Genomic DNA, 15,199 nt, shown 5'->3' on the forward strand with positions numbered 1-15,199 from the left:
CCGCCCTCGTTTCCGAGGGCGGCTCAGTGGTCGGTTCGGGGTGTCGGACCTAGCGGGCCGGGTGCGCCTGCGGGCTCTGCACGATGGCGGCGAGCTGGCCCAGGTTCTGCAGCTTGTCCATGTCCGGGGCGGACGGGACCGGGACCGCGGAGAACGCCGGCAGCACCGGGTCGGCCGGCTTGTCCTGCAGCATGCCGAGGGCCATGTAGCCGGCCACGCCCAGACCTGCCGCCGTCAGCACCACCACAGCGGTGGAACGCCGGAACAGCTGCCGCAGGGGGCCGATGTTTTCGGTCGTCTGATGGGTCAGGGTGGTCATTGCCGTGCCTCTTCTCGGTGAAGATCACGACCGAGGTGGTCGTTGGTCTGTTCAACAACCATGCGCCCCGAAATGCTTCCCCGCAAGGGTTTATTTGATCGGCTAATATTTCGAAAATAGGCTGTGACCTGCGTAAACATCAATTAGATAGTATAATCTAAGTAACGAAGATCACGTTCGCGCGCCGCTGGGCGTGCGGGATCGACAGTGCCGCAGCGGGGTTGCGGCAGCCGGATGAGCGGTGTTGGCGCCCGATGAGTTAGCCGACGGGGCTAGCCGACGACGGCCGGGTTCAGCAGCGGCCGCAGGAATTCCACCTGGCTGGCAAAGAACGCCTGGGCCACCTGGGTCTTGGCTGCGACGCCGTCGAACCCGTGATACGCGCCCGGCACCACTTCCAGTTCGCACGGCACGCCCGCCGCGCGCAGCCGCTCGGCGTACTCGACGTCCTCGTCGTGGAAGACGTCGAAGGTTCCGACTCCGACCCAGGCCGGCGGCAGGCCGGACAGATCGGAGCGCCGGGCGGGGACGGCCACCGCGGGATCGGCGCCACCGAGGTACGCGCGCCAGCCGAACCGGTTCGACTTCTGGGTCCACAGCCGGTGCCCCGGATGGTCCAGTCCGGGCCGGCCGCCGGACCGGTCGTCGATCATCGGATACACCAGAAGCTGTGCCGCCAAGGGGATTTCACCGCGGTCATATGCGAGCTGGGCCAACGCCGCGCTCATGCCGCCGCCGGCGCTCGAGCCGCCGACCGCCACGCGCTCCGGGTCGACGGCCGGCAGGTCGACCAGCCAGCGCAGCGCCGTGTAGCAGTCCTCCAGCCCGGCCGGGTACGGATTGTCGGGCGCCAGGCGGTATTTGACCGCGGCCACGGTGATGCCCAGGGCGTCCGCGAAACGGCGGCACAAGACGTCGTCCTGCGCCGGGCTGCCGATGAGGTAGCCACCGCCGTGAATCCACAGCAGTGCGCCGCCACGGTCGGCGCCGGTCGCCGGGCGGTGCAGCCGGATCCCGACGCCCGACGGCAGCGTCAGCACCTCGACGTCCTCGGGAGTGCGGCGTTCCAGCAGGTCGGACAGCATGCGGATGAAGCGGAGGTTCCACGGCGTGATGGGGCTGCGCGGCATGAAGCGTGCGGCCCGCGCGAGCTCGGGGTGGAAGTCGACTGCTTGGGAGGGGCCCGACATCCAACCGACATTACTGACCAAGCGCGTCAGGGCGGGACACGCCTCCAGTTCACACACAGGAAACTCGTTGTCCTGCGCGAAACTGAGCATCAGTGTTCACTGAAACGCTATGACTTCAACGCCTCATAAGCATGCCGAGCCACCCGGTCTGACGGCCGAGGACGCGGGTTACCACCACACCCTCAAACCGCGTCAGCTGCAGATGATCGCCATCGGCGGTGCCATCGGCACCGGCCTGTTCCTGGGCGCCGGTGGCCGGCTGCACAACGCGGGCCCGGGGCTGTTCCTCGTCTACCTGATCTGCGGCGGGTTCGTCTTCCTGATCCTGCGAGCCCTCGGGGAACTGGTGCTGCACCGGCCGTCGTCGGGATCGTTCGTGTCGTACGCGCGTGAATTCCTCGGCGAGAAGGCGGCTTACGTCGCCGGCTGGATGTACTTCCTGAACTGGGCCATGACGTCGATCGTCGACTCGACCGCCATCGCCACCTACTTCCACTACTGGTCGGCGTTCGACGCGATTCCGCAGTGGCTGATCGCGCTGATCGCCCTCGCCATCGTGCTCAGCATGAACCTGATCTCGGTGACGCTGTTCGGCGAACTCGAGTTCTGGGCGGCCCTGATCAAGGTCGTCGCGCTGGTGACGTTCCTGGTCGTCGGCACGGTGTTCCTCGCCGGCCGCTTCAAGGTCGACGGTCAGTCGACCGGCTTCAGCGTCATCGCGGACCACGGCGGCCTGTTCCCGACCGGCCTGCTACCGCTGGTGGTGGTGACCTCGGGCGTCGTCTTCGCTTATGCCGCAGTCGAACTCGTCGGCACCGCGGCGGGTGAGACGGCCGAACCGCACAAGATCATGCCGCGCGCCATCAACTCGGTGATCTTCCGCATCGCGCTCTTCTACGTCGGCTCGCTGGTGCTGCTCGGCCTGCTGCTGCCGTACTCCGCGTACAAGCCGGGGGAGAGCCCGTTCGTCACGTTCTTCTCGAAGATCGGTTTCGAGGGCGCCGGCACCCTGATGAACGTCGTCGTGCTCACCGCGGCGTTCTCCAGCCTGAACGCCGGGCTGTACTCGACGGGCCGCATCCTGCGCTCCATGGCGATGAACGGCAGCGCCCCGAAGTTCACCGGCGTCATGTCGAAACGTGGTGTGCCCTATGGCGGTATCTGCCTGACGGCCAGCATCGGCCTGCTCGGTGTCGTCCTCAACGGCGTCGTGCCGGCGCAGGCCTTCGAGATCGTGCTGAACATGGCGGCGCTGGGCATCATCGCGTCGTGGGCCACCATCGTGATCTGTCAGTTGCAGCTGTTCCGCTGGTCGCAGCGCGGTGAGATCGACCGGCCGGCGTTCCGGATGTGGGGCGCGCCGTACACCGGATACGCCACTTTGGCCTTCCTGGCCGCGGTGCTGGTGCTGATGGCGTTCGACAAGCCGGTGGGCACCTGGACGGTCGCGACGCTGGTGATCATCATCCCGGCGCTCATCCTGGGCTGGTACGCGGCGCGGGGCCGGGTCCTGGAAATCGCCAAACAGCGCGAGGGCTTCACCGGCCAGTTCCCGGTGGTCGCCAACCCGCCGCCACCGGGCGAACGTCAACCTTGACGCGTTGACGTTTACCGCCGGCCGAATGGGGGTTTACTTGGCTGGTGGAGATCATGTCGCCGACCGATGCAATGTTCCTGCTCGGCGAATCGAGGGAGCACCCGATGCACGTCGGCGGCCTGCAGCTCTTCAGTCCACCGGAGGGCGCCGGGCCGGAATTCATCCACGAACTGCACCGGGACATGTTGGCGCACACCAACTTCAACCCCACCTACCGCAAGCGGCCGGCACGGTTCTTGGGCGGCATCGCCAGCTTCGCTTGGGCGTACGACGACGAACTCGACATCGACTACCACCTGCGCCGTTCGGCGCTGCCCAGGCCGGGACGAATTCGCGAGCTGCTCGACCTCTGCGGTCGGCTGCACACCAGCCTGCTGGACCGGCACCGGCCGCTGTGGGAGACGTACCTGGTGGAAGGACTGGAAGACGGCCGCTTCGCCGTCTACTCGAAGGCCCACCACGCGCTGCTCGACGGCGTCTCCGCGCTGCGGATGGCGATGCGCACGCTGTCCGACGACCCGGCCGAGCAGGAAGTGCGGGTGCCGTGGGACCTGCCGTCGCGCAAGCGCGCGCCGAAGCAGAGCCCGTCCCTGATCGGTTCGGCGGTGGGCGCCGTCGGCACGGCGGCCGGTCTCGCGCCGTCGACCTTCCGGGTGGCGCGCGCGGTGCTGCTGGAGCAGAACCTGACCCGGACCTTCAGTGCGCCGAAGACGATGTTCAACGTCAAGATCGGCGGCGCCCGACGGGTGGCGGCCCAGTCCTGGCCGATCGCCCGCATCAAGGCCGTCAAGCAGGCCGCCGGCGGCGTCACTGTCAACGACGTCGTGCTGGCGATGTGCGCCGGCGCGCTGCGGGGCTACCTGCTCGAGCAGAACGCCCTGCCCGACGCACCGCTGATCGCGATGGTCCCGGTGAGCCTGCGGGCCGAGGCCGACGCCGACGCCGGCGGCAACCAGGTCGGCGCGATCCTGTGCAACCTGGCCACCGACGTCAAGGACCCGGCGACGCGGCTGCAGACCATCGCCGACTCGATGCGCGGCAACAAGCAGGTGTTCTCGGGGCTGTCGAAGACGGAGTCGATGGCCCTGTCGGCGCTGCTGCTGTCCCCGATCGCGCTGTCCGCCGTGCCGGGTTTCGTCGACGCCACCCCGCCGCCGTTCAACATCGTCATCTCGAACGTGCCGGGGCCGCGGGTGCCGATGTACTGGAAGGGCGCCCGTCTCGACGGGAACTACCCGCTGTCGATCGCGCTGGATGGCCAGGCGCTCAACATCACGCTGGTCAACAACGGCGACAACCTCGACTTCGGGTTGGTCGGCTGCCGGCACAGCGTGCCGCACCTGCAGCGGCTGCTCGGCCACCTCGAAGACTCTCTGACGGACCTGGAGGCTGCGGTCCGCTAGCCGCCCTGGCCCGCGGCCGCCGTCGCATCCTCGCGAAACTGACCGGGTGGCGGAAAACCCGCCCGGAAATTGCCCTGTGGTCAGTCTCGGCCGCGGGGCTTACAGCGGAGGCGGGGCCCAGGGCAGGGTGATCGGGGCCAGGCCCGGGATCTCGAGGACGTGTGACGGCGGTGCCGGCTCGGCGGGCGCTGCCGGCTCGGCCGGGGGCGCCAGCGGCGGGTGAGCCGGGTTGTCGACGGGCGAGGCCGGCGGCGCCGGCGGCACGGTCGTCTCGGTGACCGCGGGGCCCGGTGTCTCGGCAGTTTGTGTCGCCGCCGACGAGGACGACGACGAAGACGGTGCCGGGGCCGCCGCGGTACTCGGGGCCACGGCCGGAGCCGCCGCGGTGGTCGGCGCGTTGCTCGTCGGCGCGACGGTGGTCGCCGTCGTTGCGGGCGGCAGAGGTGCCACCGGGTGGACGGCGACGGGAGCGGGTACTGCGGTCGCGCCGCCGGGCGCCTTGACGCTGCCCGTCATCGGGCCGGGCGTCCGCGGTGCCAGTGTGCAGAGCACCTGGTGGCTGCCGGCGGACCAGCTGGCCGGTCCGATCGGCCGGTGGCTCAGGGTCAATGCGCTGGCGGCCAAGGTCTTCGGTGCCAGATACGCGGCGGCCATCGTGACGCAGGCGGGCCGCAGTACCTCCTCCTGCTCGGCATCCGAGGGCGGCGGTCCGTCGTGGAAGTGCTCGCTGAGGTCGATGGGGCCGACGACCTCGACCGAGTGCGGCTCGGCGCAGTCGATGGGCACCAGACCTGTCTGCCCGCCCTTCATGTCGGCGCCCAGGCAGGTGCCCGGCGGCCACACGCGCGACTGGTCCTGTTCGGCGACCTGCCCGCGGAACGGGAGTTGCTGGCCGTTCGGGCCGGGCAGCTGCAATCCGCACAGCGAGATGCGGGGTCCGGAACTCTCGGCGCCCACCGAGCGCAGCAGGCCGTATGCGAACCGGCCGTTGGGGTCGTAGCGCGGTCCGAGGTACCGGCGTCCCGACACCGCGCACGATTCCTGGTCGCCGTCGCCCTGGACCGCGTTGACGACCTCGAACAGGTGCGGGCTGCTGCACTGGACGAAGGCGGGGCGCTGTGGCGGCTCAGGTTGCCACGTCAGGCAGCTGCCGGCATGCGCACTGCGAAAGACGGCATCGGTGTGGTCGGCCTCGGTCGCGCCGCCCGCGGCCGGGCCGACAGCGGCCACGGTGACCACGCCGGCGATCAGCTGGGCGCACAGCAAAGCCGCTAGCAAAGCGCGGCGTGGCGCCCAGAACTTGACCGATAGCACACTCATCGGTGCCTAGCGTGACATATTCGGCCGATCTACGCAGCTTGGCGGATCGATCTCAACCGAGTCTCTACCGACTCGTGACGGGTCGCGGATTACTTGAGCAAAGGGTCGCGGGGCAGTCCGAGAATTCGTTCGGCGATGGTGTTGCGGGTGATCTCCGAGGTACCGCCGGCGATGGTCATGGCGCGGTAGCCCAGGTAGGCCTGGGTGAGCGTGGGAGTTTGCCCGGTCACGGCCGCGGGGCCCGCCAGCTTCATGCCCAGCTCCGTTTGCCGCTGGCCCTGCTCGGCGACCACCAGTTTGGTGACATTGCCCTCGGGTCCCGGACCGGTGCCCGCGATCGCGCGGCTGATCCGCCGCAGATTCAGCAGCCGCAGGGTGTGTCCCTCGGCGATCACCGCGCCGGCGCGGTCACGCAGCCCGGCCGCCAGCTCCGGCGGGGCCGCGTCCAACAGGGCGATCAGGTCGTCCGCGCTGAAGCCGGATTGCGCGCCGGAGCCGCCGCCGATCGACAGGCGCTCGTTCCCCAGCGTCGCTCGGGCCACCAGCCAACCCTTGTTGACGTCACCGATGACGTCGGCGTCCGGGACGAAGACCTCGTCGAAGAACACTTCGTTGAAGTGAGCGTTGCCGGTCAGCCCCTTGAGGGGGTTGACGGTCACGCCGGGTGCCTTCATGTCGATCGCCATCATCGTGACGCCGGCGTGCTTGGGGGCGTCGGGATCGGTGCGCACCGTGGCCAGGCCCCACTGGCAGTACTGGGCCAGGCTGGTCCACACCTTCTGGCCCGTCACCAGCCAGCCGCCGTCGACCTTCTTGGCGCTCGTGCGCACCGCGGCCGCATCCGAGCCGGCCTCGGGTTCGGAGAACAGCTGGCACCACATGATCTCGCCGCGCAGCACCGGGTACACCCAGCGCTCACGCTGGTCGTCGGTGCCGGCCTGCGCGATGGTCAGCGTCACCCAACCTGTGATGCCGAGGTCGGGTCGCTCCACATCACGGAACTCCTCCTCGATGGCCAGCTGCTCGAGCACACCCGCGTCCCGGCCCCACGGCTTGGGCCAGTGCGGCACCAGATAGCCGGAATCGACGAGGAAGTCCCGCCGTTCGCCCTCGGGAAGGGACTGCAGCGTGGCGACGGCATCGCGGGCGGCGGTGCGGTATTCGGCCGCCTCCTCGGGGAGCGCGAACGACGCGCCGTGGGCCCGGCCGGTGCGCTGTCCGTCGACCACATCGGCCAACGGGTCGGCGCCGTCTGCCGTCAGCGCCGACAGCGTGCGGGCCCGGCGCAGATACAGATGCGCATCGTGCTCCCAGGTGAAACCGATACCGCCGTGCAGCTGAATGTTGTTCTCGGCGTTGAAGACCTGGCTGTGGATCGCCTGCGTGGCGGCCACGGCCGCGCCGAACCAGGAGTCGTCCAGATCGTCGGCGCGCGCCGCGTCCCATGCTGCGGCGGTGGTGAGTTCGGCAGCCACCAGCATGTTGGCCGCATGGTGCTTGACGGCCTGGAAAGTGCCGATGGTGCGGCCGAACTGCTCCCGCACCTTGGCGTATTCGACGGCCATTTCCAGTGCCGCCCAACTGATCCCGACGGCCTCGGCGGCGGCCAGAATACGAAAAGCGGTGTGCGCCTTGGTTGCCGCACCGCGGAGGACGGCGATCGCCTCGGCCTGGTCCAGCGTCACCGCGCCGATGCTGCGTGTGGTGTCCGCGCCGTCCAGCCGGGTGACGGTGACGCCGGTGGCCTGCGTTTCGACGACCACCACATCATCGCCGGCGACCAGGACCAGCAGCGTGGCATCGGGGGCGCCGAGTACCGTCGGGCTCTCGCCGAATACGGTGTGGCCGGCGATGTGAACATGGCCCGACAATCCGAGGGCGGCAACGGTGCTGCCGTCGGCCAGCCCGGGCAGCAGCGCGGCGCGTAGCTCGTCGGTTCCGCATCGGTCGATGACGACGGCGGCGGCGACGGTCGGCAGGAACGGCCCGGGACACAGTTCACGGCCCTGTGCCTCGAGCACGACCGCCAGCTCCGGCAGCCCGAAACCGGACCCGCCGAACTCCTCGGGGATGGCCAGACCCTGCCAGCCGAGATCGGCCGCGGCCGTCCAAAAGCCGGCGGGATGCGACGGTCCACCCTCGAGCGTGGCGCGGGCGGCGGCCCGGCTGCCGAGCCGGTGCAGCAGTCCCGTCGCGGAGTCCGCGAGGTCGTTGTGGTCGCCGGTGATCGCCAGCGCTGAGCTACCCATCGCTCGACTGTAAGCACGACGGTAGGACTTCGAATAGGCCCTGATCAGCTGTGATGCACTTCACAAACGAACAGTCGCCCAACTGTGACCGGGAATGTGCCGTGGCCCCGAAACCGCGTGGTCAGCCCGGTGTACGCTCGCGAAATGACGGCTCGACCGAACAATGATGTTCACAGCCCTTCCTTGGCCACCCGGCTGCGCTGGTTCATGGCCGCCAAGCCCTCTGATCACCTGTTGGCGATGGCCACTGCCGCCGCCTCGCTGCCGGTGATCGGCAAGAGCCTCGAGCCGCTCGGCGGCGCCACCGCGATGACCCTCTGGGGCATGCGGCACGTGCCCAGCTTCTGGGCGTCGACGTCGAAGGCTCTGTTCACTCCCAGCGTCGCCGAGATCCGCCGGGCCGAGCGGGACTGCACCAACGAGGTCGTCCGGGCCGCGCTGACGGGCGTCGTGCCCCCGGCCGAACTCGACATCGAATGGCCGGCGCCGGAGCGCACGCCGCCGTTCTGGCGGGCACGCGAACACCGGCGCCAGGTGCACCGCACCTCGGTGCGCTACGGCGACAGTCCGTCGCAGCTGCTGGACGTCTGGCGTGCCGACGACCTGCCCACCGAGCCGGCTCCCGTCCTGATCTACCTGCCCGGCGGGGCCTGGGTGCACGGCAGCCGGCTGCTGCAGGGCTACGCCCTGATGAGCCACCTGGCCCAGCAGGGCTGGGTCTGCGTGTCCATCGACTACCGCGTGGCCCCGAATCACCGTTGGCCGCAACACATCACCGACGTCAAGACCGCGATCGCGTGGGCCCGGGCCAACGTCGACAAGTTCGGTGGCGACCGCAACTTCATCGCGATCTCCGGCGGCTCGGCCGGTGGGCACCTCGCCGCGCTGGCCGGCCTGACCGCCAACGACCCCGAACTGCAGACCGAGCTGCCCGAGGGCGCCGACACCTCGGTCGACGCCGTCGTCGGCATCTACGGCCGCTACGACTGGGAGGACCGGTCCACCAAGGAGCGCGCGGAATTCGTCGACTTCCTGGAGCGCGTCGTGGTCAGGCGCCGCATCGACAAGCACCCGGAGATCTACCGGCAGGCGTCGCCGATCGCACGCGTGCATCGTGATGCGCCGCCGTTCCTGGTTATCCACGGCAGCGGCGACAGCGTCATTCCGGTGGCGCAGGCGCGGGACTTCGTGCACGAGCTGCGCGCGGTGTCCGCGTCGACGGTCAGTTACATCGAATTGCCCGGCGCCGGACACGGTTTCGACATGACGGACGGTGCCCGCACGGGGTCGATGGCCACTGCCATAGGGTTGTTCCTCGATGAGGTTCGCCGGAACCAGAATCAGCACTGCGTCGAAGAGGTCGTCTAGACCGATCGACTGGGCGAGGTTCTGACCCGAAGCGCAGGAGAGGTCGAGTGAAACGACTGAGTGGGTGGGACGCGTTCCTGCTGTATTCTGAAACGCCCAACGTGCACATGCACACCCTCAAGATTGCCGTCATCGACCTCGCCGGCCTGGGCGACCGCACGTTCGGAATCGACGAATTCCGCCGCGTGCTCCGCGAACGGCTGCACAAGCTGGAGCCTTTCGGCTATCAACTCGTCGACATCCCGTTCAAGTTTCACCACCCGATGTGGCGGGAGCATGCCGAGGTCGACCTCGAGTATCACGTCCGGCCGTGGCGGGTGGCCGCGCCCGGTGGGCGCCGCGAACTGGACGAGGCGATCGGCGAAATCGCCAGTACCCCACTGGATCGCAGCCGTCCGCTGTGGGAGATGTACCTCGTCGAAGGGCTGGCCAACGGGCGGGTCGCCGTGGTCGGCAAAATCCACCACGCGCTGGCGGACGGCGTCGCCTCGGCCAACCTGCTGGCGCTCGGTATGGACATCACCGAGAGCCCGCAGCGGGACAACGATCTGTACGTGACCGATCCGGCGCCGTCGCGCGCTCAGCTCGTCCGGTCGGCGTTCGCGGACCATCTCCGGCAGATCGCGCGGTTCCCCGGCGTCGTCAAGTACACCGCCGACGGCATGGCGCGGGTACGCAAGAGCAGCCGCAAGCTGTCGCCGGAACTGACCCGGCCGTTCACGCCGCCCCCGAGCTTCATGAACCACGTGATCACGCCGGGGCGCCGTTTCGCGACAGCCACTTTGGCGCTCGCGGAAGTCAAGGAGACCAGTAAGAAGCTCGGCGTCACCATCAACGACCTGGTGCTGGCCATGTCGTCGGGCGCGCTGCGCGAGTTGCTGCTGAAGTACGACGGCAAGGCCGACCACCCGCTGCTGGCGTCGGTGCCGATGAGCTACGATTTCTCGCCGGATCGCATCTCCGGCAACCGATTCAGTGGTGTGCTGATCGCGCTGCCGGTCGACGTCGACGACGCCGCACAGCGCGTACAGCAGGCGCGCGAGGCCGCCTTGCTGGCCAAGGAGAGTCACCAGCTGGTCGGCCCGGAGCTCGTCGCCCGCTGGGCGGCCTACATGCCGCCGGCACCCATGGAGTCGATGTTCCGCCGGCTGTCCAACAAGGACGGCCAGAACAAGGTGCTGAACCTCAACATCTCCAACGTGCCGGGGCCCCGGGAACGCGGCAAGGTGGGCGGCGCCACCGTCACCGAGATCTACTCGGTCGGACCCCTCACCGCGGGCAGCGGCCTGAACATCACGGTGTGGAGCTACGTCGACCAGCTCAACATCTCGGTGCTGGCCGACGGTGCCACCACCGACGACCCGCATGAGGTGACCGCCGGCATGGTCGCGGACTTCAAGCAGATCCGCAGGGCCGCAGGGCTTTCCGAGGAGCTCACGGTCGTCGAGACCGCCATGGCGCAGTAGGGTTTGCGCCCGGCGGCGCGTCAGTCCGCTGGATGGTTGCGGAATCGTCTGTGGAGCACCTGGCGTGACACGCCCATGATTCGCCCGATCTCGGCCCAGGTCCATCCGTTGGCGCGGGCCTGGCGAACGGCCTGCTCGTATTGCGTTTTGGCGCTGACGAGGTCGTCGCGTGCCTGAGCCAGCGCTCGTCGGCTGATGCCGCCGAATACGTCCGCGGCTATTGGGTCGGGTTCTGCTGGTTCGTCCTCAAATGACCAATCGTCGTCGTCATCATCAGCGTCAAGGCCATGTGCCTTTCGGAAGGCATCGCCGGCGGCATCGATCTCTTCGCGCGTCGGACGGCGTTGTTGTGGTTCCCACCAGAGCCGCTCGGTTGGGTAGGTCATGGCGTGTACCTTCCGGGGTCGATCACTGCGGAAAGTATGTGCCGAGGGACCGACACGTTTTCGTGTGACCGAGACCGATGCGACCTGTCTCCAAGTGGGTTCGGGCTGGGAGCCGTCACCTTGGGCTGACAGTGTCAACCCAAGGTGACGATGTCAGCCCAAGGTGACAGGTCCGGATCGGACATGTCCATGAGAGCGGCGCGGTCACGTACCGCGCCGGCCGGCTGGACCGCCGGCTAGCCGACACTCTCGGAGTCGACGGCCTTCGCCTTCTCCGCCCGCACCCACTCCAGGAATCGCGTGATCGCCTCGGCGGTATAGCGGCCGTGCGCCGACCCGAAGACGTCGAATGCGTGCTGCGCGTTGGGGATCTCGGCGTACGCGACCGGTGCCGGTGACTGCTCCCGCAGGGCGGCGACGAAATCCCGTCCCTCCTGCACGTCGATCAACGTGTCGTTGGTGCCGTGCAGTACGAAGAACGGTGGGGCGTCGGGACCGATCCGCTTGATGGGCGAGGCGTCCAGGAACACCTGCGAATCGTTGGCGAACCGTTTCTTGATGATCAGCTGCTCGAGGGCCTGCATCATCTCCGGACGCCCGGGGCCTTCGAAACCGAACCAGTCGTACCGGCCGTACACCGGGACCGCGGCCACCACGGAAGTGTCGGCATCCTCGAAACCGGGCTGCCACTGGGGATCTCCGGAAGTCAGGGCCGCGAGCGAGGACAGGTGCCCGCCCGCCGAGCCGCCGCTGATCGCGACGAAGTTGGGGTCACCGCCGTACTCGGCGATGTGTTCCTTGACCCACGCCAGGGCCTGCTTCACGTCGATGATGTGCGCCGGCCACTGATGTTTCGGGCTGACGCGGTAGCCGATGGACACGCAGATCCAGCCCCGGTCGGCCAGGGCGCCCATCAGCGGGTACGCCTGCGGCCGACGATCACCGAGCATCCAGCCGCCACCCGGAACCTGAAGCAGCACAGGGGCTTTACCTCCGGGCGGCAGGTCCGGCCGGCGCCAGATATCGGCCAGGTTGGAGCGGTGCGGGCCGTACTTGACGGTGTCCTTGTTGTACTTGCGGCGCGACAGCATGGTGCGCCCGATGCCGGGCAGGCGCGGGACGCCGGGATCGGCCGGGTTGCGCGGACCGATCACGTCATCCAGCGGCTCCTCGAACGCCGGCCGCGAGCTCCGGCTGCGGGTGACGATGTACCCGAGGATGGCCCACGTGATCGCGGTGATACCCAACGCGATTCGGCCGCTGGTGCCCGAGAAGGCGCCGCGCCGGCCGCGGCGAATCGCGGACAGCACCGAGGAACTGAGCACGAAGCCGGCCGCTTCACTGGACGGCCAGCCGTAGGCGAACGCGACGATGCCGGGGTTCCCGGAGCGGGCCAGCGGGCTGGCCGCGTTGGTGGCGTTGACGAGGCCGAGGACGGCCCGCAGCAGGGTCACCGTTTTACGCGCCATCGGCCAGCGCCTTCAGTTCGCGGCGGTCGATCTTGCCGGTACTGTTCCGCGGCAACTCGGCGAGCACCGTAATTGACCGGGGCACTTTGTAATTGGCCAGGTTGTCCCGCACGTGCTGCTTGAGGACGTCCTCGGTGGCGCCCGCCCCGTCGGTCAGCACGACGAACGCGGCGAGGCGTTGGCCGTACTGCTCGTCGTCGACGCCGAGCACGGTGGCCTCGGCGACGTCCGGGTGGGTGGACAGCGTCTTCTCCACCTCGATGGGGTAGACGTTCTCGCCGCCCGACACGATCATCTCGTCGTCGCGACCCACCACGAACAGGCGGCCGGCGGCATCGAGATAGCCGACGTCACCCGAGGACATGTAGTCCTGGTGGAAATCCTTTGTGGCACCGGAGGTGTAGCCGTCGAACTGCGTCGAGTTGCGCACGTAGATGGTGCCCACCTCGCCCGTCGGCAACTCGTTGAAGTCGGCGTCCAGGATCTTGATCTCGGTGCCCTCGGCCGGGCGGCCGGCGGTGTCGGGGGCGGCGCGCAGGTCGGCCGGCGTCGCGGTGGCGATCATGCCGGCCTCGGTGGCGTTGTAGTTGTTGTAGATGACGTCACCGAACTGGTCCATGAACGAGGTGACGACGTCGGGGCGCATCCGTGAGCCGGACGCCGCGGCGAACCGCAGCGAGCGGCCGCTGTAGCGGTTGCGGATGTGGTCGGGCAGTTCCATGATGCGGTCGAACATCACTGGGACGACGCACAATCCGGTCGCCTGGTACTTGTCGACCAGTGCCAGCGTGGCCTGTGGGTCGAACTTGCGGCGCGTGACGACGGTGCAGGCCATCGATGCCGCGAACACCAGTTGCGAGAAGCCCCAGGCGTGGAACATCGGTGCGACGACGACCGTCGTCTCCTCCGTGCGCCACGGCGTGCGGTCCAGGATGGCCTTCAGTGCGTCCAGTCCGCCGCCGGAATGCTTGGCGCCCTTGGGAGTTCCGGTGGTTCCGGAGGTCAGCAGGATCACTCGGCTTTTCTCGCCGGTGCGTCGCGGCTGCAGCCCCAGATGGTCGATGATCAGCGACTCGACGGTCAGCGGGTGGTCGTCGGTATCGGTCCACGCCACGATTCGCGTGGTGCCGGTCCGGCCCTCGAGCGCACGATCGACCGTCGCCGTGAACTCTTCGTCGTAGATGATTACGTCGACGTTCTCGCGGTCCACGACCTCGGCCATCGCTGGACCGGCGAAGGAAGTGTTGAGCAGCAATACATCTGCACCGATGCGGTTGGCCGCGATCAGGGAGTCGACGAAGCCGCGGTGGTTGCGGGCCATGATGCCGACGACCTTGGCCGAGGGCAGGGTCTGCAGGGCGGCGGCGAACGCGTCGCCACGCTTGTCGAGCTCACTGAAGGTCAGGGTGCCCAGCTCGTCGATGAGGCCGGGACGGTTGCCGCAGCGCTGCGCGGAGCTCGCGAAACCTGAAGTGACGCTCATGTTTTCGCGCGCCATGGCGCCGGCGATGCGGACGTACTTGTCGGGGCGGAGTGGGGCGATGACACCGGCCCGGACCATGGTGTTGACCAGGCCGGCTGTCGCGGCCAGCTTGTCGGTGATTCCCACGGCCGGTCAGCCTAGTACCGGGAAGCGACGCTCTTCGGCGAGTTCGTCGAGAGCGTCCTGCATGACTTTGCGCACGCGTGCGTCGACCGCGTCGATGTCGGGCTCGGCACCGAACTCGGCCTCGACGTCGATGGGCGGCAGCACCTGCATGACGATCTTCGACGGCAGCGGCACGTTCAACGGCAGCACGGCGGACAACCCGAAAGGCAGGCCGATGGACAGCGGCACCACCTTGGCGCGCGCGGCGCGGGCGATGGGGCCGAGGGCCTTGGCGATCTTCTCTCCGCGCGTCAGGAACAGCTGGGTCTCCTGGCCGCCGATGCCGACCATCGGCACGATCGGGACGCCGGCGTTGATGGCGGCCTTCACGTAACCCTTGCGGCCGTCGAAGTCGATCTTGTTGGCGTCGGTCGACGGCCGGTAGACGTCGTAGTCACCGCCGGGGAACACGACGACGAGGCCGCCGGAGCGCAGTGCCTCGTCGGCGTTCTCGTGGCTGGCCAGGATGTAGCCGGTCTTCTTGAAGAAGTCCGCGGTCGGGCCGACCATCAGCATGGCGTGGCTGAGGGTGTAGACGGGACGGTCGTAGCCGTACTTGTCGTAGAAGTGCGACGAGAAGATCGGCACGTCCATGGGCAGCATGCCGCCGGAGTGGTTGCTCACCACCAGTGCGCCACCGAGGGGAATGTTCTCCAATCCGCGGACCTCGGACCGGTGATAGACCTTCAGCAGCGGTCGGAGAATCCCCATGACCTTCTCGGTCAGCTCCGGATCGAATTTGGTGATTTCGGGCAGCTTGGCCACGGTTTCTCCTCTGACTGCG

12 protein-coding genes are annotated in these 15,199 nt (G+C 68.4%); 4 read left to right on the forward strand and 8 right to left on the reverse strand.

All coding sequences use genetic code 11. The features are described 5' to 3' along the window. Window positions 1-49: 49 nt before the first annotated feature. Window positions 50-319 carry a hypothetical protein gene (locus BR47_RS0121790; RefSeq protein WP_020103427.1) on the reverse strand — a complete coding sequence of 90 codons (270 nt, stop codon included), beginning with the start codon at window positions 317-319 and terminating at the stop codon, window positions 50-52. A gap of 272 nt (window positions 320-591) precedes the next feature. Then, a complete protein-coding gene (locus BR47_RS0121795; protein WP_029120766.1) occupies window positions 592-1,509 on the reverse strand; it encodes an alpha/beta hydrolase in 918 nt (305 codons plus the stop codon). 109 nt (window positions 1,510-1,618) lie between these two features. Here BR47_RS0121795 and BR47_RS0121800 point away from each other — a divergent pair, with 109 nt between their 5' ends. Beyond that, entirely contained in the window at window positions 1,619-3,106 is a 1,488-nt protein-coding gene (locus tag BR47_RS0121800; protein ID WP_020103429.1) for an amino acid permease, read from the forward strand. A 44-nt stretch (window positions 3,107-3,150) separates the two neighbouring features. Beyond that, window positions 3,151-4,509: a WS/DGAT/MGAT family O-acyltransferase gene (locus BR47_RS0121805; RefSeq protein ID WP_020103430.1), complete on the forward strand. Its 1,359-nt coding sequence runs from the start codon at window positions 3,151-3,153 to the stop codon at window positions 4,507-4,509. Between the two features lie 99 nt (window positions 4,510-4,608). Here the strand turns inward: BR47_RS0121805 and BR47_RS34060 are convergent, their stop codons facing one another. After that, window positions 4,609-5,829 carry a septum formation family protein gene (locus BR47_RS34060; protein ID WP_051634935.1) on the reverse strand — a complete coding sequence of 407 codons (1,221 nt, stop codon included), beginning with the start codon at window positions 5,827-5,829 and terminating at the stop codon, window positions 4,609-4,611. Between the two features lie 89 nt (window positions 5,830-5,918). Next, window positions 5,919-8,078 (reverse strand): acyl-CoA dehydrogenase family protein, encoded by a 2,160-nt coding sequence (locus BR47_RS0121815; protein WP_029120767.1) that lies wholly within the window; start codon window positions 8,076-8,078, stop codon window positions 5,919-5,921. A 144-nt stretch (window positions 8,079-8,222) separates the two neighbouring features. Here BR47_RS0121815 and BR47_RS0121820 point away from each other — a divergent pair, with 144 nt between their 5' ends. Then, entirely contained in the window at window positions 8,223-9,446 is a 1,224-nt protein-coding gene (locus BR47_RS0121820) for an alpha/beta hydrolase (protein ID WP_029120768.1), read from the forward strand. A gap of 47 nt (window positions 9,447-9,493) precedes the next feature. Continuing rightward, window positions 9,494-10,912, forward strand: a complete 1,419-nt coding sequence (locus BR47_RS0121825; RefSeq protein ID WP_029120769.1) for a WS/DGAT/MGAT family O-acyltransferase — start codon at window positions 9,494-9,496, stop codon at window positions 10,910-10,912. 20 nt (window positions 10,913-10,932) lie between these two features. On the opposite strand, the gene BR47_RS32750 is transcribed toward BR47_RS0121825, so the two are convergent. The 4 genes from BR47_RS32750 to BR47_RS0121845 form a co-directional block, all read right to left on the reverse strand. Further along, entirely contained in the window at window positions 10,933-11,298 is a 366-nt protein-coding gene (locus BR47_RS32750) for a helix-turn-helix domain-containing protein (RefSeq protein WP_081831359.1), read from the reverse strand. Window positions 11,299-11,534: 236 nt separating this feature from the next. Beyond that, a complete protein-coding gene (locus BR47_RS0121835; RefSeq protein ID WP_029120770.1) occupies window positions 11,535-12,767 on the reverse strand; it encodes an alpha/beta hydrolase in 1,233 nt (410 codons plus the stop codon). Beyond that, window positions 12,757-14,328 carry an acyl-CoA ligase FadD12 gene (gene fadD12 / locus BR47_RS0121840; protein ID WP_231506753.1) on the reverse strand — a complete coding sequence of 524 codons (1,572 nt, stop codon included), beginning with the start codon at window positions 14,326-14,328 and terminating at the stop codon, window positions 12,757-12,759. The genes BR47_RS0121835 and fadD12 overlap by 11 nt, the downstream gene beginning before the upstream one ends. Window positions 14,329-14,382: 54 nt before the next feature. Next, entirely contained in the window at window positions 14,383-15,126 is a 744-nt protein-coding gene (locus tag BR47_RS0121845) for a lysophospholipid acyltransferase family protein (protein ID WP_225433814.1), read from the reverse strand. Between the last annotated feature and the right edge of the window lie 73 nt (window positions 15,127-15,199).

It is taken from the genome of Mycobacterium sp. UNC410CL29Cvi84 (assembly GCF_000686745.1).
Classification (GTDB): Bacteria; Actinomycetota; Actinomycetes; order Mycobacteriales; family Mycobacteriaceae; genus Mycobacterium; species Mycobacterium mucogenicum_B.